The organism is Pseudomonas sp. Irchel s3b5, assembly GCF_900187435.1.
Taxonomy (GTDB): domain Bacteria; phylum Pseudomonadota; class Gammaproteobacteria; order Pseudomonadales; family Pseudomonadaceae; genus Aquipseudomonas.
On sequence record NZ_FYDY01000008.1, the window covers coordinates 17,858 to 40,024 of the forward strand.

Genomic DNA, 22,167 nt, shown 5'->3' on the forward strand with positions numbered 1-22,167 from the left:
CTACAGGTCTAAAAACCCAAAAAACCTAAAATTCTAAAACGCTAAAATCCCAGGCTGGATAACAAATCGTCCACATCGTCCTGACCGGACACAACGTCTTCTCTTTTATCGGCATGAATCTGCGGACCTTCACCCTGAGAGAGATGTTTTTGTGGATCTTTTTCTGCAAGCATCGCTTCACGGTCATGTTCGATGCCCGCAAAGCGGTCCACCTGACTGGCCATGAGTACGAGCTTGAGCAAATTACTTTCGACTTCGGTGACCAACTGTGTCACACGCTTGATCACTTGACCTGTGAGGTCCTGGTAATCCTGAGCCAGCAGGATGTCGTTCAGGTTGCTCGACACTGCCCGGCTATCGACGCTGCTGCGTGACAGAAAGCCGTCGACCCGCCGCGCCAGATCACGAAACTCTTCAGCGCCGACTTCACGACGCATGAACCGCCCCCAATCCGCGCTCAAGGCCTGGGCTTCGTCACCCAGACCATTGACCAGCGGCGTAGCACTTTCGACCAGGTCCATGGTGCGGTTGGCCGCCGCTTCGGTGAGCTTCACAACGTAGCCCAGACGCTCCGCAGCATCCGTAATCTGGGACACTTCTTCGGCTTGCGGCATGTGCGGGTCAATCTGGAAATTGACGATCGCGCTATGCAACTCGCGAGTCAGTTTTCCCACTTCCTGATACAGGCCGCGGTCACGGGTCTGATTGAGCTCATGGATCAATTGCACTGCGTCACCGAACCTGCCTTTTTCAAGGCTGGCGACCAGTTCGACGGCGTGTTTTTTCAGGGTCGATTCAAAATCGCCCAATGAAGATTCGTTATGCCCCATAGCTCCCCCGTGGCGCGTTCATCAACCGATGCGTTCGAAAATCTTTTCGATTTTTTCTTTCAACGCCTGGGCCGTGAAGGGCTTGACCACATAGCCGTTAACGCCAGCCTGGGCCGCTTCGATGATTTGTTCGCGCTTGGCTTCAGCGGTCACCATCAATACTGGCAGGTGCTTGAGCTTTTCATCGGCACGCACGTGGCGCAGAAGATCGATACCAGTCATGCCAGGCATGTTCCAGTCCGTCACCAGAAAGTCGATGCTTCCGCTGTTGAGCACCGGAATGGCGGTAGTGCCATCGTCGGCCTCGACGGTGTTGGTGAACCCAAGGTCACGCAGCAGGTTCTTGATGATCCGCCGCATCGTTGAGAAGTCATCAACGATGAGGATTTTCATGTTCTTGTCCAATTCGACCTCCAAGCAGTCTTAAACGCGCCCAGCACCTGGACGCGCCATTTCAATCAATCCGGCAAAGCACTCAATGACTGTCTGGAGCACAACAGATCGAGACCGGTGCAGTTCAACGCCACACCAGCCCTTTTCGCAGTGTCCCCCACACTGCCTTCAGCGCGCTCGCCACTCCCCCAAACGCCCCCGCAAACGGGCCGCGCACTGGCTGTGTAACTGGCTGACCCGCGATTCGCTGACCCCCAGGACCTCACCGATTTCCTTGAGATTCAACTCTTCGTCGTAGTACAGCGCCAACACCAGTCGCTCACGCTCCGGCAAATTGGCAATCGCGTCCGCCAGCGCTGCCTGGAAGCGTTCATCTTCCAGATCGCGAGACGGCTCGAGATGAGCACTCGCGCCATCCTCGTGCAGCCCTTCGTGTTCGCCGTCCTGCAACAGATCGTCGAAACTGAATAACCGGCTGCCCAGGGTGTCGTTCAAAATTCCGTAGTAATCATCGAGACTCAATTGGAGTTCGGCCGCAACTTCGTGATCTTTAGCGTCACGGCCGGTTTTAGCTTCAATCGAGCGAATTGCGTCGCTGACCATGCGCGTATTGCGGTGGACCGAACGGGGTGCCCAGTCGCCCTTGCGCACTTCATCGAGCATGGCGCCGCGGATTCGTATGCCCGCGTACGTCTCGAAACTCGCGCCTTTGCTGGCGTCGTATTTGGTCGAGACTTCAAGCAGGCCGATCATCCCGGCCTGGATCAAGTCTTCAACCTGAACACTGGCCGGCAGACGCGCCAGCAAGTGGTAAGCAATGCGTTTGACCAGCGGCGCGTAACGCTCGATCAGCTCGTACTGCGCATCGCGTGCCGATTTTTTGTAGAGGTTGTAGCCGCTGGCACTCATAGCACGGGTCCTGCCGTTTGCTGCACGAGCCGCTCGACGAAAAACTCCAGGTGCCCGCGCGGGTTGGCAGGCAGCGGCCAGGTGTCGACCTTCTGCGCGATCGCCTTGAAGGCGAGCGAGCACTTGGAACGCGGGAAGGCTTCGTACACGGCGCGCTGCTTCTGCACAGCCTTGCGCACGCTTTCGTCGTAAGGCACCGCACCGACGTATTGCAATGCAACGTCGAGAAAACGATCGGTGACCTTGGTCAACTTGGCAAACAGGTTGCGACCTTCCTGCGGGCTCTGGGCCATGTTGGCCAGCACGCGGAAGCGGTTCATGCCGTGGTCGCGGTTGAGCAATTTGATCAGGGCGTAGGCGTCGGTGATGGACGTCGGCTCGTCGCAGACCACCAGCAACACTTCCTGAGCGGCGCGCACAAAACTGACGACCGACTCGCCAATACCGGCGGCGGTATCGATCACCAGCACATCGAGATTGTCGCCGATATCACTGAACGCCTGGATCAGCCCGGCGTGTTGCGCCGGACTCAGATGCACCATGCTCTGAGTGCCGGATGCGGCCGGAACGATGCGAATGCCACCGGGGCCCTGCAACAAGACGTCGCGCAGCTCGCAGCGGCCTTCGATCACGTCGGCCAGGGTACGTTTGGGTGTCAGTCCCAGCAGGACGTCGACGTTCGCCAGTCCCAGGTCGGCGTCCAGCAACATGACGCGCCGGCCGAGCTCGGCCAAAGCCAGGGACAAGTTCACTGACACGTTAGTTTTCCCGACGCCACCTTTGCCGCCGGTCACCGCGATCACCTGTACGGGATGCATGCTGCCCATGTTATTTCTTTACCTTGTCTTGCATAGACGGAGGCCACATTACTGGCTGCGCGTTCACAAACGGAACAATGCATGGCAGACCATCGATGTAGGTACAAAAACTATTCATTTTTACCTCAGCCTACCTGCTTGGTGGGGCTGTGGTAAATGTCAGCGAACATGTCAGCCATGGCTTCTTCGCTGGGTTCTTCCTGCATTTGCACGCTGACGGCGCGACTGACCAATTGATGACGACGCGGCAGATGCAGATCATCCGGAATCCGCGGGCCATCGGTCAGGTACGCCACCGGTAATTCATGGCTGATGGCCAGACTTAGTACCTCGCCCAGACTGGCTGTTTCATCCAGTTTAGTCAGGATGCAGCCAGCTAGCCCGCAGCGCTTGTAACTGTGATAGGCGGCGGTTAGAACCTGTTTCTGGCTGGTGGTTGCCAACACCAGATAATTTTTTGAGCGGATGCCACGGCCGGCCAGACTTTCGAGCTGCATACGCAGCGCCGGGTCGCTGGCTTGCAGGCCGGCGGTGTCGATCAGCACTACACGCTTGCGCAGCAAAGGTTCCAGCGCCTGCACCAGGGACTGGCCCGGGTCGACGTGGGTCACCGGCACATTGAGGATGCGGCCGAGGGTCTTGAGCTGCTCCTGTGCGCCGATGCGGAAGCTGTCCATGCTCACCAGCGCAATGTTCTGTGCGCCGTACTTGAGCACGTACCGGGCCGCCAGCTTGGCCAGCGTGGTGGTCTTGCCCATGCCGGCAGGGCCGACCATGGCAATCACGCCGCCTTCTTCCAGGGGCTCGATTTCCGGCGTGGCGATCATTCGTGCCAGGTGCGCCAGCAACATGCGCCAGGCCTGACGAGGCTCCTGGATTTCAGTAATCAGTGCCAGCAGATCACGCGACAACGGGCCGGACAGACCAATGCGTTGCAGACGACGCCAGAGGTTGGCCTGACCCGGACTGCTGCCTTGCAGCTGATTCCAGGCCAGCGATCCCAGCTGTACTTCCATGAGTTCGCGCAGGCTGTTGAGCTCGAAACGCATCGAGTCGAACACGCGAGCGTCAACAGCCGCTGCTGGAGCAGGCGCTGGTGCCGGGCGACGCGGCTCGGCGTAAGTCGGTTCGATCAACGGCTCGGCAGCGGTCAGCGGCAGGCCAGCGAACAACTGGCGATTGGTGCTCTCGTCGCTCTCGCCTTCGCTGCGCAGGCTCAGTTCGGCCTGGGCGGTGACGATCCGCGATTGGGTCTTGCGCAGCTCATCCTCGAGCTCCATGTTCGGAACACGTGGCGCCAGCGCCGACAGCTTGTAATCCAGCGCGGCAGTCAGCTCGACACCCCCGGCGATCCGGCGGTTGCCAATGATCGCCGCATCAGCGCCCAGCTCATCGCGAACCAGCTTCATGGCCTGACGCATATCGGCGGCGAAAAAACGCTTAACTTGCATAAACCACTACCTCAGCCGTTGGGCCCTACTGTCGCAACGATGGTCACTTGCTTGTTGTCAGGGATTTCCTGGTAAGCCAACACGTGCAAACCCGGTACTGCGAGCCGGCCAAATCGCGAGAGCATCGCGCGAACCGGACCGGCCACCAGCAGAATCACCGGTTGACCTTGCATCTCTTGACGCTGCGCGGCATCGATCAACGAGCGCTGCAGCTTTTCAGCCATGCTTGGCTCCAGCAGAACACCCTCTTCCGAGCCTTGTCCCGCCTTCTGCAGACTATTGAGCAATATCTGTTCCAACCTTGGCTCCAGCGTGATAACTGGCAGCTCGGAGTCAGTGCCTACAATGCTTTGGACGATTGCGCGGGATACGCCAACACGCACCGCCGCCACCAATGCGGCGGTATCTTGACTCTTGGCGGCATTGTTCGCGATGGCTTCGGCAATGCTGCGAATGTCACGCACCGGCACTTGTTCCGCCAACAACGCTTGCAGCACCTTGAGCAATTGCGACAGCGACACCACACCCGGCACCAGTTCTTCTGCCAGTTTCGGCGAACTCTTGGCCAGCAATTGCATGAGTTGCTGCACTTCCTCGTGGCCGATCAGCTCACTGGAATGCTTGTAGAGAATCTGGTTCAAGTGGGTGGCCACTACTGTACTGGCATCGACCACTGTATAGCCAAGGGATTGTGCCTGGGCACGCTGACTGATCTCGATCCACACCGCCTCCAGACCAAAAGCCGGGTCTTTGGCGGTGATGCCGTTGAGCGTGCCGTAGACCTGCCCCGGGTTGATCGCCAGTTCGCGATCCGGGTAAATCTCCGCTTCCGCCAGGATCACCCCCATGAGGGTCAGGCGATAGGCGCTGGGGGCCAGGTCGAGGTTGTCGCGGATATGCACGGTCGGCATCAGGAAGCCCAGATCCTGGGACAGCTTCTTGCGCACGCCCTTGATCCGCGCCAGCAGCTGGCCGCCCTGGTTGCGGTCGACCAATGGAATCAGGCGATAGCCCACTTCCAGGCCGATCATGTCGATCGGTGTCACGTCATCCCAGCCAAGCTCCTTGGTTTCCTGGGCCCGGGCTGGCGAAGGCAGCAATTCCTGCTGACGCTTGACCTCTTGCAGCGCCTGCACCTTGGCGCCGTTCTGCTTCTTCCAGAACAGGTAGGCACCACCTGCCGCGAGGGCCGCCATGCTCAGGAAGGAAAAGTGCGGCATGCCCGGGACAAGCCCCATGACCGCCATCAAGCCCGCCGCCACCGCCAGCGCTTTGGGCGAGGCGAACATCTGGCGATTGATCTGCTTGCCCATGTCTTCCGAACCGGAAGCACGGGTCACCATGATTGCCGCCGCTGTCGATAACAACAGTGATGGCAATTGCGCCACCAAACCGTCACCGATGGTCAGCAACGCGTAAACCTTACCGGCGTCGCCGAAGGTCATGCCGTGCTGGAAGATACCGACCGCCATGCCGCCGATCAGGTTGATGAACAGAATCAGCAGGCCGGCAATGGCGTCACCCCGGACGAACTTGCTGGCACCGTCCATGGAACCGTAGAACTCGGCTTCCTGCGCAACTTCCGAACGACGCGCCTTGGCTTGCGCCTGGTCGATCAGGCCGGCGTTGAGGTCGGCGTCGATCGCCATTTGTTTGCCGGGCATTGCATCGAGGGTGAAACGCGCACTCACCTCGGAAATCCGCCCGGCACCCTTGGTCACCACGACGAAGTTGATGATCATCAAGATCGCGAAAACCACGATACCGACCACGTAGTTACCGCCAATCACCACTTCACCGAAGGCCTGGATCACCTTACCGGCAGCGGCGTGACCGTCCTGGCCGTGGAGCATCACCACCCGGGTGGAGGCCACGTTCAGCGCCAGCCGCAGCAATGTCGCCACCAGCAAAATGGTCGGAAACACCGCAAAATCCAGCGGCCGCAAGGCGTACACGCAGACCAGCAGCACCACAATCGACAACGCAATGTTGAACGTGAAGAACACGTCCAGCAGAAACGGCGGAATCGGCAACATCATCATCGCCAGCATGACCAGCAGCAACAATGGCACACCCAAATTGCCCCGACTGAGGTCGGCGACGTTTGTGCGAGCTGCGCTGATTAACTGAGAGCGATCCACCGGTATTCCCCGTTCCTTTGAAGCAAACTTTTGACGCCAGAAGCAGGCGCAGGGTGGCTATTGCAAGAAGCCTTCCAACTTTGGCGGGAGGCTGAAATAGAGAGGTTTAACCGCGATTTGCTTTGCCTGAAAAGACGCCTTCGCTAGCAAGCCAGCTCCTACAGAAGGCGTGGGCAAGATCTATGCAACATCCAACGCAATCCTGTAGGAGCTGGCTTGCCAGCGAAGGCGTCGGCACAAGCACTGCAGACCTCAGGAATCGCGGCGCAAATCCGGCGGAATCGGCAAATCATCCTTGAGCGGATCAGGCCGCTTACCCTTGCCCGCGCGGTACTGACGAATCTGATAGACATAAGCCAACACCTGCGCAACCGCGAGGTACAGCCCACCGGGAATTTCCTGCTCCAGCTCCGTGGAGTAATAAATCGACCGCGCCAGCGCCGGCGATTCCAGCAGCAAAATCTCATTGGCCGCCGCGATTTCACGAATCTTCAGCGCCAGGAAGTCGCTGCCCTTGGCGATCAGCATCGGCGCCCCGCCCTTGTCCGGGTCGTACTTGAGCGCCACGGCGTAGTGGGTCGGGTTGGTGATGACCACGTCGGCATCGGGGATTGCCGCCATCATCCGGCGCTGGGACATTTCGCGTTGCAACTGGCGAATGCGCTGTTTGACCTCCGGTCGTCCTTCCTGATCCTTGTGCTCGTCGCGCACTTCCTGCTTGGTCATCTTCAGTTTCTTGATGCTTTCCCAGATCTGGATCGGTACGTCTACGGCGGCAATGATGATCAATCCGCAGGCCATCCACAGAGTGCTCCAGCCGACCAATTGCAGGCTATGAGTGATGGCCCGATCCAGCGGTTCGTGGGCGATACGCAACAGGTCGTCGATATCTGCGGACAAGACCAACAGCGCCACAAACAGCACGATGAAGAACTTCGCCAAGGCTTTGAGCAGTTCGGCCACGGCCTTGGCCGAAAACATGCGTTTGAGACCTGCGCCGGGGTTCATACGGCTGAATTTGGGCGCCATGGTGCCCGCGGAGAACAACCAGCCACCGAGGGAAATCGGGCCGATCAACGCGGCCAGCAGCAAGGTGATCATCACCGGCTGAATCGCCAGCAAGGCAATCTGTCCCGAGTGCAGCAGATAGGCGCCCATCGAGCGCTGATCCAGCACCACTTCCCGCGACAGCGTAAAATTCAGGCGCATCAGGTCCATCATTTCCTGAGCCAGCGCTCCGCCGAACACCAGCAACGCGCCAGCACCTGCAAGCATGATCGCCAGCGTATTAAGCTCCTTGGAACGGGCAATCTCACCCTTTTCACGGGCGTCCTTTTTCTTTTTCTCCGTGGGGTCTTCTGTCTTGTCCTGACCGCTTTCGCTCTCAGCCATGGCTCAGCGCGCCTTTGCCAGTTCGCGTAAAAGCTGTAAGGCCTCGGTGGCCAGCGGCTGATACTGATTGAGAATGTCCGCCAGACCGACCCAGACGATGAACAGCCCGAGCACCAGCGTCAGCGGAAAACCGATGGAGAAAATGTTCAGTTGCGGCGCCGCCCGCGTCATCACACCGAACGCGATGTTAACCACCAGCAGCGCGGTGATCGCCGGCAGTACCAGCAGCAATGCCGCACCCAGGACCCAACCCAGTTTGCCTGCAATTTCCCAGTAATGATTGACCATCAGGCCGCTACCGACCGGCAACGTTGTGAAGCTCTCGGTCAGCACCTCGAACACTACCAGATGGCCATTCATAGCCAGGAACATCAGCGTTACCAGCATGGTGAAGAACTGTCCGATCACCGCCACCGACACGCCGTTGGTGGGGTCGACCATGGACGCGAAGCCCATGCCCATCTGGATCGAGACAATTTGCCCGGCCACCACGAAAGCCTGGAAGAACAATTGCAGAGAGAACCCGAGGATCGCGCCGACGAGAATCTGCTCGGCAATCAGCAGCAGCCCGCTCAGATCCAGCGCATGTACCGGCGGCATGGGCGGCAGGTTGGGCGCAATGACCACGGTGATGGCGAGGGCGAAATAGAGCCGAATACGCTTGGGCACCAGCGAAGTGCCGAACACCGGCATGACCATCAGCAAGGCGCCGACACGAAACAGCGGCAACATGAAGGTCGCGACCCACGTGCTGATCTGGGTGTCGGTCAACTGCAGCAGCGATGACATGGCTTAGCCGATGACCATCGGAATGTTGTGGTACAGCTGGATGATGTATTCCATGAAGGTCTGCACCAGCCACGGGCCGGCGACGATCAGCGTCACCAGCATCACCAGCAGACGCGGGAGGAAGCTCAGGGTCTGTTCGTTGATCTGGGTAGCAGCCTGGAACATCGCCACGATCAGGCCCACCAGCAAACTCGGAATCACCAGCACCGCCACCATCAACGTGGTCAGCCACAGCGCTTCGCGAAAAATGTCGACGGCGACTTCCGGCGTCATGGCGAGAAACCGCCAAAGCTGCTAGCCAACGTGCCGATGATCAAGGCCCAGCCATCCACCAGCACGAACAGCATGATCTTGAACGGCAGCGAAATGATAAGTGGCGAGAGCATCATCATGCCCATCGCCATCAGCACACTGGCCACGACCAGATCGATGATCAGGAACGGAATGAAGATCATGAAGCCGATCTGGAAAGCGGTTTTCAGTTCGGACGTCACGAAGGCCGGCACCAGGATGGTCAGCGGCGCCTGATCCGGCGTGGCAATGTCGGTGCGCTTGGACAAGCGCATGAACAGCTCAAGATCGCTGCTGCGCGTTTGGGCGAGCATGAAGTCCTTGATTGGCACCTGCGCCTTGGCAACGGCGTCCTGGGCCGTGAGTTTTTCCGCCAGGTACGGCTGCAAGGCGTCCTGGTTCACCCGGTCAAACACCGGCGCCATGATGAACATCGTCAGAAACAGCGCCAGGCCCGTGAGGATCTGGTTCGAAGGCGTCTGTTGCAAGCCAAGGGCCTGACGCAGGATCGAGAAAACGATGATGATCCGGGTGAAACTGGTCATCAGCATGACGAACGCCGGGATGAAACTCAGCGCGGTCATGATCAGCAGGATTTGCAGGCTGACCGAATATTCCTGAGCACCTTCGGCGTTGGTGCCCAACGTGATGGCCGGGATCGACAACGGATCGGCGGCGAACGCCAACGGCGCAGCCAGCATCAGGGCCAACGTCAAGACGATGCGTAACGCACCCATTACTTCTTATCCTTGTGATCTTTGCCCAGGATCTCCAGCAGGCGCTGGGCAAATTCCGGCGTCGTTTTTTCAGTCGTGCTCGGCACCTGCACCGGCTCCTTGAGGACGTGTAGCGCGGTGATGGTCCCAGGACTCAGTCCCAGCAGAATCTGCTCATTGCCAACCTGCACCAGCATCAACCGGTCTCGCGGACCCAGTGCACGGGACCCGATCAACTCGATGACTTGCCCTTTGCCTGCGGGTCCGGCCTGCTGCACCCGGCGCAGCAACCAGGCCAGGAAGAAGATCAGCCCGAGCACCAACAGCAAACCAAACACCAGTTGCGTCAGTTGCCCGGCCACACCACTGTTGACCGTCGGCGCAGCAGCGGCGGTGGCCGTTGCGACCGGTTCGGCCGCCAGTGCAGTCAACGGCAATGCCAGAAGAACGCCCAGAACCTTTTTCACTCAGCGCAGCTTCTTGATGCGTTCGCTTGGGCTGATCACGTCGGTCAGGCGGATGCCGAACTTCTCGTTGACCACCACCACTTCGCCATGGGCGATGAGTGTGCCGTTGACCAGCACGTCCAGCGGTTCACCGGCCAGACGATCCAGCTCGATCACCGAACCCTGGTTGAGTTGCAGCAGGTTACGGATGTTGATGTCAGTGCTGCCCACTTCCATGGAAATCGATACCGGAATATCGAGAATCACATCCAGGTTCGGGCCGTCGAGAGTGACCGGCTCGTTGTTTTTCGGCACGCTGCCGAACTCTTCCATCGGCAGACGGTTGGATGACGAATTGCCCGTGTCGGCTGCCAGCAAGGCATCGATATCGGCCTGCCCGGCGTCACCGGTTTCTTCCAGGGCGGCAGCCCATTCATCGGCCAGAGCCTGATCGTCTTGCGTGTTCATAGTGTCAGTGTCCTCGGCGAGCAAAAATTCAGAATTCGGTTAACTGCGAATGTGTTTGGAGCGCCGATCAACGACGCTCGATCGGCTCGATCACTTGCAACGCCAGGTTGCCTTTGTGCGAGCCCATCTTGACCTTGAAGGCCGGCACGCCGTTGGCGCGCATGATCATGTCTTCCGGCATTTCGACCGGGATGATGTCCCCCGGCTGCATGTGCAGGATGTCGCGCAGTTTCAACTGACGTCGGGCAACGGTGGCACCGATCGGCACGTCGACATCCAGCACGTCCTGGCGCAGGGCATTGACCCAGCGCTCGTCCTGATCGTCGAGGTCGGACTGGAAGCCGGCATCGAGCATTTCACGCACCGGCTCGATCATCGAGTACGGCATGGTCACGTGCAGGTCGCCGCCACCACCATCGAGTTCGATGTGGAACGTCGACACCACAATGGCTTCGCTGGGGCCGACGATGTTGGCCATGGCCGGGTTCACTTCCGAGTTGATGTACTCGAAGTTCACTTCCATGATCGCCTGCCAGGCTTCCTTCAAATCGACGAACGCCTGCTCCAGCACCATGCGCACCACACGCAGCTCGGTCGGCGTGAATTCACGGCCTTCGATCTTCGCGTGACGGCCATCGCCGCCAAAGAAGTTGTCCACCAGTTTGAACACCAGTTTGGCGTCGAGGATGAACAGCGCGGTACCGCGCAGGGGTTTGATCTTGACCAGGTTGAGGCTGGTCGGCACGTACAGCGAGTGCACGTATTCGCCGAACTTCATCACCTGCACACCACCGACCGCCACGTCCGCCGAACGACGCAGCATGTTGAACATGCTGATGCGCGTGTAGCGGGCGAAACGTTCGTTGATCATTTCCAGCGTCGGCATGCGTCCACGGACGATGCGATCCTGACTGGTCAGGTCATAGCTTTTGACGGTGCCCGGTTCGGCAGCGTTCTCGGTCTGTACCAGACCATCGTCGACGCCATGCAACAACGCATCGATCTCATCCTGGGACAGCAGGTCTTGCACGGCCATGTCGTGTTCCTACTGCAGTACGAAATTAGTGAAAAGCAACTGTTCGATCACCACTTTGCCCAGCTCTTTCTGCGCCACTTCCTGGACACTGGCCGTGGCTTTCTGGCGCAGCATTTCCTGGCCGACCGGCGACGCGAGGGTCGCGAAGTCCTGACCGGAGAACAGCATGACCAGGTTATTGCGGATCACTGGCATGTGGACCTTGAGCGCTTCCAGATCAGCCTGGTTGCGGCCGAGCATGGTGATGCTCACTTGCATGTAACGCTGGCGACCGTTCTGGTTGAAGTTGGCCACGAATGCCGGCGCCATCGGTTCGAAAATCGCTGGCTGCTTGCCGATCGGGGCGGTCTCAGCCACGGTGGCAGGCTTGCTCTGGGCGCTGTGCATGAAGTACCAGGTCGCCCCCACGGACAAACCGATCGCCAGCAGCAGGGCCACCACGATCGCGATAATCAGCTTGAGTTTGCCTTTGGTTGCGGGGTCTTTTACTGCTGAGTCGCTCTTCGCCATGCCAATAATCCGTCACTATTCGGGTTTTTACAGTCGCACGGATAGGCAAGAGCAAGTGTTATGCCATGTAGGAGCGAGCTTGCTCGCGAAAGACGTGAGAGCGCCGCGTTTATCCAGACGGCACTCGTCATCGTTAACGTCCATCGCGAGCAAGCTCGCTCCTACAAGGTTGGGCGTTGTGTTCGTCAGGCGTAGTAATCGACCGCGCTGGAGCCGATCACGCTGGTGGTGGTTGCGGCGACTTCGGCGACGCTTGGGGTGAGACTCTCGTCCACGCCGTCAAGTCGACCGCCATTGGCGTTGGTTCGACCGCTGCGGGCCTGCTGATGCTGCCCTTGATCCTGTGAACCACGGGACTGGTCGGAGACGTTGACGTCAACCTGTCCCATACCCTGCTGCACAAACATGTCCCGCAAGCGGTGCACCTGACTGTCGAGCGCTTCACGGACACCCGGATGGGCGCTCATGAACGTTACCTGGGTCTGCTGATCCGGGACCATGTTCACCCGAATATCCAGGCGCCCCAGTTCCGCGGGCTGCAACTGTATGTCAGCCGCCTTGAGATTGGCGCTGGACAGGTACATGACCCGGTTCACCACTTCTTCGGTCCAACCACTTTGATGCATGGCAATCGGCTGGTTCACTGGCAAGGCGTTGGCGGTTTTCGGCGTGGCAGCCTGGGTTAACGCGGCCAGACGGTTGGCGAAATCATCGACACGGGTATCGCTGCTGGCGCTCTTCAGATCCTTGAGACCGTCGTCGATCAGACCACTGAACGCGTTGTCGCCTCCCAGGCTGGTGCTGTCCTTGTCGACCTGCACGTCCAGCATGTTCGCCATTCCCGCAGCAAAATTCTGTGCCGCGGTTGACTCTCCGTCAGCCTGTGCCTGGGCGGGTGTCTGTACACTCTTCGCCTGAGCCTGGCTGGACGCGGACACATGCCCACTCTGCTCCATGGCCAGGCGCAACGCCGGCAGCGCATCGAGCGGGTCGGCCTCTGGATCGAAATCCCCGTCGGTGGCTACCAGCGCCGTCGTCGTGGCAGCTGGAATAGCTGACGCCAACGGTGTTTCCGCTGCGGGCTGTGCGGCATCCGTCACTGGCAGCGGTGCTGGCACTAACGCTTGAGCGACCTGTTGCAATGCCGGGTCGAGCGCAGGGTCAGTTGGCAGTGTATCGACGAACGGAGCCTGTTCGGCCTCTGAGACCTCATCACTGACCGACGTGTCATCAGCGGGCGACGGTTTGTCGGCGGGCAAGGATTTGCCGTTATCGGCAATGGCTGGCTGCACAGCGGCAGACTTGTCGTCGCCGCTGTCTTTTTTGCCGGTCCCATCAACCGCTTTATCGCGCATTGATTTGGACGAGCCATCGCCCATCGCCGAAGGCTTGTTCTGGGCCTGATTGGCGTACACATGAGCAAAGCTGGACGCCTTGCCTTCAGGCTCGGCCGCCAGCGCCGGGCTATTGGCGGACGCCGCTTGCGCCTTGGCCTGTGCGGTGGCCTGAAGCAGGATATTGGGAGTGACAGACATGAAACGGTCTCCGCCGCACGGGGCTCGTAGATACAGTTGAAAAAGTTATCTGCAAGGGGCGAGCCAGTTTCAGCCGAAAACGAGGAAACATATCGGACAGGTCATCTTTCGGTCAGAGAACGCTGCCGTTCGGCTTTGTAAAGTGGCCTCACGATCGCGAACTCGTCATCAATCTCAGCGATCAGCTTTTTGATGCTTTGGGAAGGCATGCTGTTGGCGTTGTATTCGAGTTGGCTACACAGCTCGGCGAGCCTGTTAGCCCCCAGGTTGCCGCTGCTGCCTTTGAGGCTGTGAGCAGCTTCAATGAGCTGCGCAGTGTCTTCTGTTGCGTGCAGACGATTCAAACGCGCTTCAGAGTCGGCAAGAAAAGTATCGAGCAACTTCGGATACTCATCCTCCATGACCTCCCGCAACGCACTCAATACGTCCGGGTCCAGATGTTTATCAGCCACTTGCTCACTCCCTGATCAAGAATTCGAGGATTATGCCAGAGCCTTCCAGAAAAACTCCACGCGGGCACTTCGACCATTGTCGGTCCATTGAGCGTTTCGGCCCAACTGACGGATCAGACTGATCCCGCGCCCCGACAGACGGACGTCATCCAAGGGTCTCTCCATCACTCGCACCACATCAAAACCTTTGCCGCTGTCCTCGACGTGAATGGTCAGGCAACCACCCTCGTCTCTCGGTGCTACCTGCAAATTCACCCGGATATAGCCGTCCTCGAGCGCCTCGAGGCGGACACTGCGCTGTTGATAATAGCGTGCAAAACCGGAGGCATTGCGCTTGAGACTTGAATCCAGACCCAGAACGCCATGCTCCAGTGCATTGGAGTACAACTCCGCCAGCACACTGTACAGCGCCCCGCTCTGAGCGCGCAGGCCATGCACTTCCAGCAGCAATTGCAACAGATAGGGCAACGGATTGAAGCGTTTGAGCGTTGCGGCGCGAAACTCGAAGCTGACCGACCAATCCAGCGGACAGGACTGACCACTGTCGGAATACATTAACGCTGGCGGGCTGATCTGCGCCGGCTCCAACAGACTGATCTCGACCATGCTGACATCATCGCGGGACTCACCGCCAAAATCCCGCAGTGCCTGCTTGATCTCTTCGAACACAGCATCAGGTTGCCGATTGGCCGCGAACACCTGCTGCAATCGCTCCACGCCAAACAGTTGGTCATCGGCATTACAGGTGTCGACTACACCGTCGGATAGCAGGAAAACCTGGTCCCCGATGGCCATGGGGTGCACCTCGGTGCGGTCATCGAACGACTCCGGACTCAGCACGCCAAGTGGCAGATGCCGCGCCGCCAGGGGCTCGCGTTCACCGTCGGCAATGTGATGCAGGTATCCGTCCGGCATGCCACCGTTCCAGACCTCCACCGAGCGCCGCTGAAAACTCAGGCACAGCAAGATCGCGCAACAGAACATGTCCACGGGCAGGATGCGTTTGAGCTTGGCATTCATCTCGCGCAGGGTTTCCGACACCCCATACCCCTTGGCGGTCATGCCGTAAAAGACTTCGGCCAGGGGCATGGCACCCACGGCGGCGGGCAAACCGTGGCCGGTGAAATCGCCGAGCAGCACATGCATGTCGCCCGCCGGGGTGTACGCGGCCAGCAACAGGTCACCGTTGAACAGCGCATAAGGCGACTGCAAATAGCGGATATTGGGAGCGGCATTCAGGCAACCGGAGTGCGCGACCTTGTCGAAAACGGCTTTGGCTACGCGTTGCTCGTTGAGCAGGTATTCATGGTGTCTGGCGATCTGGTCACGCTGCTGCAGCACGGTGGCCTGCAACCGTCGCAGGCGATCCATCGCCTTGATCTTGGCAGCGAGGATGACCTGGTTATAGGGTTTCGCCAGAAAGTCGTCGCCCCCCACCTCCAGGCAGCGGGCCAGGGCTTCGTTCTCGGACAACGACGTGAGGAAGATGATCGGCACCAGGTTTTCCCCGGACAACGCCTTGATCTGCCGGGCCGCCTCGAAGCCGTCCATCACCGGCATCATCGCGTCCATCAGCACCAAATGCGGCCGAAGTTCGCGGAAAACATCGACCGCCTCCGCACCGTTGGCCGCTGTCAGTACCGCATGCCCCTGACGACGCAAAATGCTCGCCAACAGCATGCGATCAGCAGCGCTGTCCTCGGCGATCAGGATCGTCAGCAACTCAAGCGGCTGCACGGTGTTCAACTGATGTCGAACAGTTTGTCGAAGTTAGAGATGGCGAGGATTTTTCGCACATCCGAGCTGCTGTTGACCACTCGGATATCAGCGCTTTCGCCGCCGGCGTGATCACGCAGCAAGAGCAGCATGCCCAATGCGGAGCTGTCGAGGTAGGTGGCCTCTTTGAGGTCGACCACAATGGCTGAAAGGTGGTTTTTTTCGTAAGACTCGCGAAATTCCTGATGCTTGGCGAAATCGAATCGCCCCTTGATCGATATCGTCAGCTTTTTCCCGTCCGGGGAGATTTCAGTAACGACTGGCATGTCATGGCTTCCTTGTCATTGAGGAACCTGCTTGTACAAGGTTTAGCATTGGGTAGAGGTTGGAGCAAGAATGAACATTGCAGCGGCCCTGAAATCGCCATCGCGGGCAAGCCACGCTCCCACGCGAACGACGCAAAACCTGTGTGTGCGTGGCTTGCCCGCGATGAACGATAATGCGGCCCCACTGACTCAATACGGATTCTCGCGCTGCAAGCGTTGGGACAATTCGTCCAGCAACTTCTGTTCACGCCGGTCTTCCAGCGCCCTCGCCTCATCGGTATAACGCTGAACCAGTTTGCGTAAACCTTCGACTCTTGCGAACGCCTGCTGCCAGGTTTCCCGCGCCTTGTTCAGATTGTTTTGATGCCAGGCAAGGCTTTGCCGCTGCTGGTCAATGGCCGTGCCCAGTTGCGCGAGGAACCCTTGATAGCCCAGCAACCATTGACCGGAAACGCCGCTGCTACCGCGTACGATCCATTGTTCCTGGTAGTCCAGACGAAAGGCTTCGAGGTCGGCGAGCTTGCTTTCCGCCAGCCGCACCTGCCCCTGAAAATGCCCCAAACGCTGGACCGCGGTTTTCTCGACTTTTTCCGCCATTTCCACGACGGGAGCCAGACGCCCTGCCCGAGTCTGCGCCATGCCCGGTTAACCGCCAGCCGCAGGCGCGAAGATCGAGGCGAGGTAAGCCTCACTTTCGCCCAGGCTGATGCTGTCGTTGAGCCCCTGGCGCAGGTATTTGACCAATTGCGGCTGCAGGGAAATTGCCAGATCGGTCTCGCGATCGCCGCCGGCGACATAGGCACCGACGCTGATCAGGTCGCGACTCTGTTGATAACGCGACCACAATTGCTTGAAATACTGCGCACGCACCATGTGCTCCGGAGACACCACCGCCGGCATCACCCGACTGATGGACGCTTCGATATCGATGGCAGGGTAATGCCCCTCTTCTGCGAGTCGACGGGACAGCACGATGTGCCCGTCGAGCACGCCTCGCGCCGAGTCGGCAATCGGGTCCTGCTGGTCATCGCCTTCGGACAGCACGGTATAGAACGCAGTGATCGAACCACCGCCCTTCTCCGCGTTGCCCGCTCGCTCCACCAGTTTCGGCAACTTGGCGAAAACCGACGGCGGATAGCCCTTGGTCGCGGGCGGCTCGCCAATGGCCAACGCGATTTCCCGCTGGGCCTGGGCGAAACGGGTCAGGGAATCCATGAGCAACAGGACATTCTTGCCCTTGTCGCGAAAGTATTCGGCGATTCGCGTGCAATACATCGCGGCGCGCAGACGCATCAATGGCGCATCGTCCGCCGGGGACGCCACCACCACTGAACGCTTGAGCCCTTCTTCACCGAGGATGTGCTCGATGAACTCTTTAACTTCACGACCCCGCTCGCCGATGAGTCCGACGACGATGATGTCGGCCTCGGTGAACCGGGTCATCATGCCCAACAGTACGGATTTACCGACACCGGTACCGGCGAACAGCCCGAGCCGCTGACCGCGACCGACCGTCAGCATGCCGTTGATGCAACGAATGCCCACATCCAGCGGCTCGCTGATCGGTTCGCGCTTGAGCGGGTTGATGGTCGGGCCGTCCATCGGCACCCAGTCTTCGGCCTTCATCCCGCCCTTGCCGTCCAGCGCACGACCGGCACCGTCAAGCACACGCCCGAGCATGCTCATGCCCATGGGCAGTCGACCGGTGTCAGACAGAGGCACCACGCGGGCGCCGGGGGCGATGCCGGCAACGCTGCCGACGGGCATCAAAAAGACTTTGCTGCCGGAGAAGCCCATGACTTCAGCTTCAACCTGCACCGGGTGATAGCTGTCGTCGTTGATGACCATGCAGCGGCTGCCCATGGCGGCGCGCAGGCCTTCGGCTTCGAGGGTCAGGCCGACCATGCGCAGCAGGCGGCCTTCAAGAATGGGAGCACCGGCCAGTTCCGTCGCCTCGGCGTAACTGCCCAGGCGTTTGGCGAAACTGGTGCGATCAAGGCGCATCGGGAATGTCCGGCTCTGGCGCGACCGCGGGTTTGCTCTCGACGGGCAATTCCAGGCTCACGTCAGGTGCGGCCGGGTGCAGCGCTTGCTCGTGCAATTGGTCGAACAGCTTGTCCATCACCCGTGCGACGCGGGTTTCGACCGTCGCGTCGATGCGACTGTGCTCCGTCTCGACCCGGCAACCGCCCGCCAACAGCGACTCGTCCTCGACGATGCGCCAGGTTTCTTCATGGCGCTCGCGCAAGGCTTTGACCTGTTCGAAATCCTGGGGATTGATGTACAACCGCACATTGCCGACGCCCAGCGGCAACAGCTTGAGCGCCTCGCGCATGACGTGTTCGATCTGCGTCGAGTCGATGGCCAGTTCGCGCTGAATCACTTGTTTGGTGATGTGCTGCACGAGATCAACCAGGGACTTCTCAATCTGCGTGTCCTGCTCGGCGATGGGCTCGAACAGATGCGTCATCAACTGCTCCAGCGCCGCGACCTTCGCGGTCAGGGCCACTTCGGCTTCCTGGCGGACCTTGAGCGTGGTGCTGTGAAAGCCTTCCTTCTCGCCCACGGCGAAGCCTTCGTTGTAGGCTTCCTGGCGAATGCTTTCGAGTTCTTCGAGGGTCAGTGGCTGGACTTCCTCCAGCGGCACTTCCTCCATTTCCGGCGGCTCGGGTTCGGGCTCCGGTTCCGGCTCGGGGGGTGGCGGATCGAAACTGGGCAATGCCCAGGTATCAAAACCGCTGACATCCCCGGCCCGGATCAAGTCAGTAGGCGCGTCATCATGCTTGGCCATGGGGTTAGATCATTTCCTCGCCGCCCTTGCCACCGAGCACGATTTCTCCGGCTTCGGCCATACGGCGGGCAATAGTGAGGATTTCCTTCTGCGCGGTTTCGACGTCGCTGACGCGCACCGGGCCCTTGGCTTCCAGGTCGTCGCGCAACAGTTCGGCGGCACGTTTGGACATGTTCTTGAAGATCTTTTCCTTGACGCCTTCGTCCGACCCTTTGAGGGCCAGCACCAGCACGTCCGAAGACACCTCGCGCAGCAACGCCTGAATGCCGCGGTCGTCGACATCGGCCAGGTTGTTGAACACGAACATGAGGTCTTCGATCTGACCGGACAGGTCTTCGTCGACTTCGCGGATCGAGTCCATGAGCTGGCCTTCGATTGAGCTGTCGAGGAAGTTCATGATGTCCGCCGCACGCTTGATACCGCCCAAGGTGGTGCGCGAGGCGTTCGAGTTGCCGGAGAACTGCTTCTCGAGAATCTGGTTGAGTTCTTTCAGCGCCGCTGGCTGCACGGTGTTCAGCGAGGAAACCCGCAGAATGATGTCCAGCCGCACTTTGTGGTCGAAGTTGCCCAGCACTTCACCGGCCTGGTCCGGATCGAGGTATGCCACCACGATCGCCTGGATCTGCGGGTGTTCGAAACGGATCACGTCGGCAACCGCGCGCGGCTCCATCCATTTCAGGCTGTCGAGGCCGCTGGTGTTGCCGCCGAGCAGGATGCGGTCGATCAGGCCGTTGGCCTTGTCTTCGCCCAGCGCCTGGGTGAGCATCTTGCGCACGTAGTCGTCGGAGCCGACGCCCAGGCTGGTCTGGTCGCCGACGATGTCGACGAACTCGCTCATCACCTGTTCGACCTGTTCGCGATGCACATTGCCCATCTGCGCCATGGCCACGCCCACACGCTGAACCTCTTTGGGTCCCATGTGGCGCAACACCTGGGCCGCGTCGGTAGAGCCCAGGGACAGCAACAGGATCGCGGCTTTGTCGACCTTGCTGAGTTTGACGGTCGCGGCTCGGTTATCACTCATCTGCGTTAATCCACTCTTTCACGACCTGGGCCACGCGACCCGGATCTTCGGCCACCAGGCTCTTGATTGCGTTCAACTGAGCGTCATAGCCTTCGCTCGGGCTCGGCAGCAGAATGCTCTGCGGTCCGCCGAGGCTGACGCGGTCGTTGGCCAGTTCGCCATCCAGACCGCCCATGCCACCCAGCTCGACATCGCTACCGATGCCGGCCAATTGTTTGTCTTTGCCGCCACCGGTGATGTTGTTGAGCACCGGACGCAACACGCCGAACACCAATACCAGGATGAACAGGACACCCAGCACTTGCTTGACGATGTCCCAGAACCACGGCTGGGAATAGAACGGAATTTCGGCAATCGCTTCACCGCGCTCGGCGGAGAACGGCATGTTGATCACGCTGACACTGTCGCCACGGCTGGCATCGAAACCGACCGCATCTTGAACCAGACGCGTGAAGCGCGCCAATTGATCGGCGGTCCATGGCGCGCGGGTGGTTTCACCGTTGGCCGGGTTGATCATGACCTGATCGTCGACCACGACCGACACCGACAGGCGATTCAAACGACCCTGCTGTTGCTTGGTGTGGCTGATGGAACGGTCGAGCTCGAAGTTCTTGGTCGATTGTTGACGCTTGTCCGCCGGGTACGGCGCGAGCATCGGCTGGCCGGTGGCCGGGTCCATGATTTGCTGACCGTTGGCATCGATCAGCGGCTGACCTGGCTGCACCATGCCCGCCGACGCCGTGGCGCCACCGGTGGTTTGCGGCGCAGAGGCTGGCAATGGTGGCTGGTTGCTCAAGGCACCGGGAATGCCCTGCGGACCGTTACTGGCGGTGCGCTGCTCGTTGACCGACTGCTCACTGCGCAACGCCGGCTGATCCGGATTGAACTGCTCGGAGGTCGACTCAACGGCACTGAAATCCACGTCGGCCGAGACTTCGGCTTTGTAGCGGTCATTGCCCAGCACCGGTTGCAGAATGTTGTGCACACGCTGGGTGAGCATGTTTTCCATGCGGCGGCTGTAATCGAATTGCTTGCCGGCCATGGTCAGTTCGGAGTTTTCCGCCTGATCGGAGAGCAGGTTGCCCTTCTGGTCGACAACGGTGATCTGCGACTTGCTGAGTTCCGGGACGCTGGTCGCCACCAGGTTAATGATCGCAACGACCTGCCCAGGCTCCAGCGAACGACCGGAGTACAGCTCAACCAGCACCGAAGCACTTGGCTTGCGCTCGTCGCGCACGAACACCGAACTCTTCGGGATCGCCAGGTGCACACGGGCACCCTTGACGTTGTTCAGGCTGGAAATGGTGCGCGCCAGTTCACCTTCGAGGCCGCGACGATAGCGGGTCGCTTCCATGAACTGGCTGGTCCCCAGGCCCTGCTCTTTGTCGAGGATTTCAAAACCGATGTTGCCATCGCTGGGAGTGACACCAGCGCCCGCGAGCTTGAGCCGCGCCCGGGAGAGGTCTTCAGCCTTGACCAGTAACGCGCCGGAGTTTGGTTCTACGGTGTAGGGAATGTCGGCGGCGGCCAGGGTATCCATGACCTGCTTGGCGTCCATACCGGCAAGGCTGCCGTACAGAGGCCGGTAGTCCGGTTGCTGTGACCACAGCACCACGGCAAAGCCAATCGCCACGCTCGCTGCCAGGCCGACCAACAGGCCTACCTGACGCAACATGGTCATCTCGGAGAGGTTTTCCAGGAAAGACAACCCGAACAGCGGCGGTTTGCCGTCAATCGGGGTGGTCTTGGCCGGAACGTTATCGGCGACTGCTTCTGCCATGACTCAATCTCGTCCTTTAAACAGGCATCTGCATGATGTCTTGATATGCCTGAACCAGCTTGTTACGCACTTGGGTCAACGCTTGGAAGGACACGCTGGCCTTCTGTGAGGAAATCATCACGTCCGTCAGGTCGACGCCGCTTTTGCCAATTTCGAACGCACTGGCCAATTGAGTAGACGCCTGCTGGGTGTCGTTCACTTTATTGACGGCTTGACCGAGCATGTCGGAAAAGCTGCTGCCATTCAGTTCGGGGACAGCGGCAGTCGATTTCGGCGCAGACATGGCATCCATTTGCATGGCGCGCATATCCAGCATCAACCGATTAAATTCAATACCTTGGCTCATGATCCAC

At 59.6% G+C, this 22,167-nt stretch carries 24 protein-coding genes; all 24 read right to left on the bottom strand.

Translation table 11 applies throughout. The features are described from left to right. Positions 1-41 precede the first annotated feature (41 nt). A complete protein-coding gene (locus CKW15_RS11215; RefSeq protein WP_095059036.1) occupies positions 42-830 on the bottom strand; it encodes a protein phosphatase CheZ in 789 nt (262 codons plus the stop codon). Positions 831-851: 21 nt separating this feature from the next. Further along, positions 852-1,223, bottom strand: coding sequence for a chemotaxis response regulator CheY (locus CKW15_RS11220; RefSeq protein WP_003183998.1), 372 nt, complete (start codon positions 1,221-1,223; stop codon positions 852-854). A gap of 168 nt (positions 1,224-1,391) precedes the next feature. Continuing rightward, positions 1,392-2,132 carry an RNA polymerase sigma factor FliA gene (gene fliA / locus CKW15_RS11225; RefSeq protein ID WP_095059035.1) on the bottom strand — a complete coding sequence of 247 codons (741 nt, stop codon included), beginning with the start codon at positions 2,130-2,132 and terminating at the stop codon, positions 1,392-1,394. After that, positions 2,129-2,959 (bottom strand): flagellar synthesis regulator FleN, encoded by an 831-nt coding sequence (gene fleN, locus CKW15_RS11230; RefSeq protein WP_095152117.1) that lies wholly within the window; start codon positions 2,957-2,959, stop codon positions 2,129-2,131. The genes fliA and fleN overlap by 4 nt, the downstream gene beginning before the upstream one ends. Before the next feature lie 116 nt (positions 2,960-3,075). After that, positions 3,076-4,401 carry a flagellar biosynthesis protein FlhF gene (gene flhF, locus CKW15_RS11235; protein WP_095059033.1) on the bottom strand — a complete coding sequence of 442 codons (1,326 nt, stop codon included), beginning with the start codon at positions 4,399-4,401 and terminating at the stop codon, positions 3,076-3,078. Positions 4,402-4,412: 11 nt separating this feature from the next. After that, positions 4,413-6,542: a flagellar biosynthesis protein FlhA gene (flhA, locus tag CKW15_RS11240; protein ID WP_095059032.1), complete on the bottom strand. Its 2,130-nt coding sequence runs from the start codon at positions 6,540-6,542 to the stop codon at positions 4,413-4,415. Between the two features lie 252 nt (positions 6,543-6,794). Beyond that, positions 6,795-7,934 (bottom strand): flagellar biosynthesis protein FlhB, encoded by a 1,140-nt coding sequence (flhB, locus tag CKW15_RS11245; RefSeq protein ID WP_095059030.1) that lies wholly within the window; start codon positions 7,932-7,934, stop codon positions 6,795-6,797. Between the two features lie 3 nt (positions 7,935-7,937). Continuing rightward, complete coding sequence (gene fliR, locus CKW15_RS11250) at positions 7,938-8,714, bottom strand: flagellar biosynthetic protein FliR (protein ID WP_371856295.1); 777 nt, start codon at positions 8,712-8,714, stop codon at positions 7,938-7,940. Between the two features lie 12 nt (positions 8,715-8,726). Further along, complete coding sequence (gene fliQ / locus CKW15_RS11255) at positions 8,727-8,996, bottom strand: flagellar biosynthesis protein FliQ (protein WP_095059028.1); 270 nt, start codon at positions 8,994-8,996, stop codon at positions 8,727-8,729. Further along, entirely contained in the window at positions 8,993-9,751 is a 759-nt protein-coding gene (fliP, locus tag CKW15_RS11260) for a flagellar type III secretion system pore protein FliP (RefSeq protein WP_095152118.1), read from the bottom strand. Before fliP ends, fliQ begins: the two co-directional genes overlap by 4 nt. Then, positions 9,751-10,197, bottom strand: coding sequence for a flagellar biosynthetic protein FliO (fliO, locus tag CKW15_RS11265; RefSeq protein WP_095152119.1), 447 nt, complete (start codon positions 10,195-10,197; stop codon positions 9,751-9,753). The genes fliP and fliO overlap by 1 nt, the downstream gene beginning before the upstream one ends. Beyond that, a complete protein-coding gene (gene fliN, locus CKW15_RS11270) occupies positions 10,198-10,644 on the bottom strand; it encodes a flagellar motor switch protein FliN (protein WP_095059025.1) in 447 nt (148 codons plus the stop codon). 67 nt (positions 10,645-10,711) lie between these two features. After that, positions 10,712-11,680 carry a flagellar motor switch protein FliM gene (gene fliM, locus CKW15_RS11275; RefSeq protein ID WP_095152120.1) on the bottom strand — a complete coding sequence of 323 codons (969 nt, stop codon included), beginning with the start codon at positions 11,678-11,680 and terminating at the stop codon, positions 10,712-10,714. Between the two features lie 9 nt (positions 11,681-11,689). Further along, complete coding sequence (gene fliL, locus CKW15_RS11280) at positions 11,690-12,190, bottom strand: flagellar basal body-associated protein FliL (protein WP_095152121.1); 501 nt, start codon at positions 12,188-12,190, stop codon at positions 11,690-11,692. Positions 12,191-12,375: 185 nt separating this feature from the next. Then, positions 12,376-13,725 (bottom strand): flagellar hook-length control protein FliK, encoded by a 1,350-nt coding sequence (locus tag CKW15_RS11285; protein WP_095152122.1) that lies wholly within the window; start codon positions 13,723-13,725, stop codon positions 12,376-12,378. Positions 13,726-13,826: 101 nt separating this feature from the next. Next, positions 13,827-14,177 (bottom strand): Hpt domain-containing protein, encoded by a 351-nt coding sequence (locus tag CKW15_RS11290; protein WP_095152123.1) that lies wholly within the window; start codon positions 14,175-14,177, stop codon positions 13,827-13,829. A gap of 30 nt (positions 14,178-14,207) precedes the next feature. Beyond that, positions 14,208-15,914: a fused response regulator/phosphatase gene (locus tag CKW15_RS11295; RefSeq protein ID WP_095059055.1), complete on the bottom strand. Its 1,707-nt coding sequence runs from the start codon at positions 15,912-15,914 to the stop codon at positions 14,208-14,210. Between the two features lie 5 nt (positions 15,915-15,919). Next, entirely contained in the window at positions 15,920-16,219 is a 300-nt protein-coding gene (locus tag CKW15_RS11300; RefSeq protein ID WP_095059020.1) for an STAS domain-containing protein, read from the bottom strand. 189 nt (positions 16,220-16,408) lie between these two features. Next, on the bottom strand, positions 16,409-16,858 hold the full coding sequence (gene fliJ, locus CKW15_RS11305) for a flagellar export protein FliJ (RefSeq protein ID WP_095152124.1): 450 nt from the start codon (positions 16,856-16,858) through the stop codon (positions 16,409-16,411). Between the two features lie 6 nt (positions 16,859-16,864). Beyond that, positions 16,865-18,223: a flagellar protein export ATPase FliI gene (gene fliI / locus CKW15_RS11310; protein ID WP_095059018.1), complete on the bottom strand. Its 1,359-nt coding sequence runs from the start codon at positions 18,221-18,223 to the stop codon at positions 16,865-16,867. Then, positions 18,213-19,010 carry a flagellar assembly protein FliH gene (gene fliH, locus CKW15_RS11315; protein WP_095152125.1) on the bottom strand — a complete coding sequence of 266 codons (798 nt, stop codon included), beginning with the start codon at positions 19,008-19,010 and terminating at the stop codon, positions 18,213-18,215. The genes fliI and fliH overlap by 11 nt, the downstream gene beginning before the upstream one ends. 4 nt (positions 19,011-19,014) lie before the next feature. Next, positions 19,015-20,034, bottom strand: a complete 1,020-nt coding sequence (fliG, locus tag CKW15_RS11320; RefSeq protein ID WP_095059016.1) for a flagellar motor switch protein FliG — start codon at positions 20,032-20,034, stop codon at positions 19,015-19,017. Beyond that, the gene (gene fliF / locus CKW15_RS11325) at positions 20,027-21,814 is read right to left on the bottom strand and encodes a flagellar basal-body MS-ring/collar protein FliF (protein WP_095152126.1); all 1,788 of its coding nucleotides are present in this window, start codon (positions 21,812-21,814) and stop codon (positions 20,027-20,029) included. Before fliF ends, fliG begins: the two co-directional genes overlap by 8 nt. Positions 21,815-21,830: 16 nt before the next feature. Then, positions 21,831-22,160: a flagellar hook-basal body complex protein FliE gene (gene fliE / locus CKW15_RS11330; protein WP_034146274.1), complete on the bottom strand. Its 330-nt coding sequence runs from the start codon at positions 22,158-22,160 to the stop codon at positions 21,831-21,833. Positions 22,161-22,167 lie beyond the last annotated feature (7 nt).

Coding starts and splice junctions, on each gene's coding strand:
- fliG (WP_095059016.1), bottom strand. CDS start 20,034: ATGAGTGATAACCGAGCCGCGACCGTCAAACTCAGCAAGGTCGACAAA.
- fliL (WP_095152121.1), bottom strand. CDS start 12,190: ATGGCGAAGAGCGACTCAGCAGTAAAAGACCCCGCAACCAAAGGCAAA.
- CKW15_RS11220 (WP_003183998.1), bottom strand. CDS start 1,223: ATGAAAATCCTCATCGTTGATGACTTCTCAACGATGCGGCGGATCATC.
- fliM (WP_095152120.1), bottom strand. CDS start 11,680: ATGGCCGTGCAAGACCTGCTGTCCCAGGATGAGATCGATGCGTTGTTG.
- flhB (WP_095059030.1), bottom strand. CDS start 7,934: ATGGCTGAGAGCGAAAGCGGTCAGGACAAGACAGAAGACCCCACGGAG.
- flhF (WP_095059033.1), bottom strand. CDS start 4,401: ATGCAAGTTAAGCGTTTTTTCGCCGCCGATATGCGTCAGGCCATGAAG.
- fliP (WP_095152118.1), bottom strand. CDS start 9,751: ATGGGTGCGTTACGCATCGTCTTGACGTTGGCCCTGATGCTGGCTGCG.
- fliH (WP_095152125.1), bottom strand. CDS start 19,010: ATGGCCAAGCATGATGACGCGCCTACTGACTTGATCCGGGCCGGGGAT.
- CKW15_RS11285 (WP_095152122.1), bottom strand. CDS start 13,725: ATGTCTGTCACTCCCAATATCCTGCTTCAGGCCACCGCACAGGCCAAG.
- fliN (WP_095059025.1), bottom strand. CDS start 10,644: ATGAACACGCAAGACGATCAGGCTCTGGCCGATGAATGGGCTGCCGCC.
- fliF (WP_095152126.1), bottom strand. CDS start 21,814: ATGGCAGAAGCAGTCGCCGATAACGTTCCGGCCAAGACCACCCCGATT.
- fliI (WP_095059018.1), bottom strand. CDS start 18,223: ATGCGCCTTGATCGCACCAGTTTCGCCAAACGCCTGGGCAGTTACGCC.
- fliE (WP_034146274.1), bottom strand. CDS start 22,160: ATGAGCCAAGGTATTGAATTTAATCGGTTGATGCTGGATATGCGCGCC.
- fliA (WP_095059035.1), bottom strand. CDS start 2,132: ATGAGTGCCAGCGGCTACAACCTCTACAAAAAATCGGCACGCGATGCG.
- fliQ (WP_095059028.1), bottom strand. CDS start 8,996: ATGACGCCGGAAGTCGCCGTCGACATTTTTCGCGAAGCGCTGTGGCTG.
- CKW15_RS11300 (WP_095059020.1), bottom strand. CDS start 16,219: ATGCCAGTCGTTACTGAAATCTCCCCGGACGGGAAAAAGCTGACGATA.
- CKW15_RS11215 (WP_095059036.1), bottom strand. CDS start 830: ATGGGGCATAACGAATCTTCATTGGGCGATTTTGAATCGACCCTGAAA.
- fliJ (WP_095152124.1), bottom strand. CDS start 16,858: ATGGCGCAGACTCGGGCAGGGCGTCTGGCTCCCGTCGTGGAAATGGCG.
- fleN (WP_095152117.1), bottom strand. CDS start 2,959: ATGGGCAGCATGCATCCCGTACAGGTGATCGCGGTGACCGGCGGCAAA.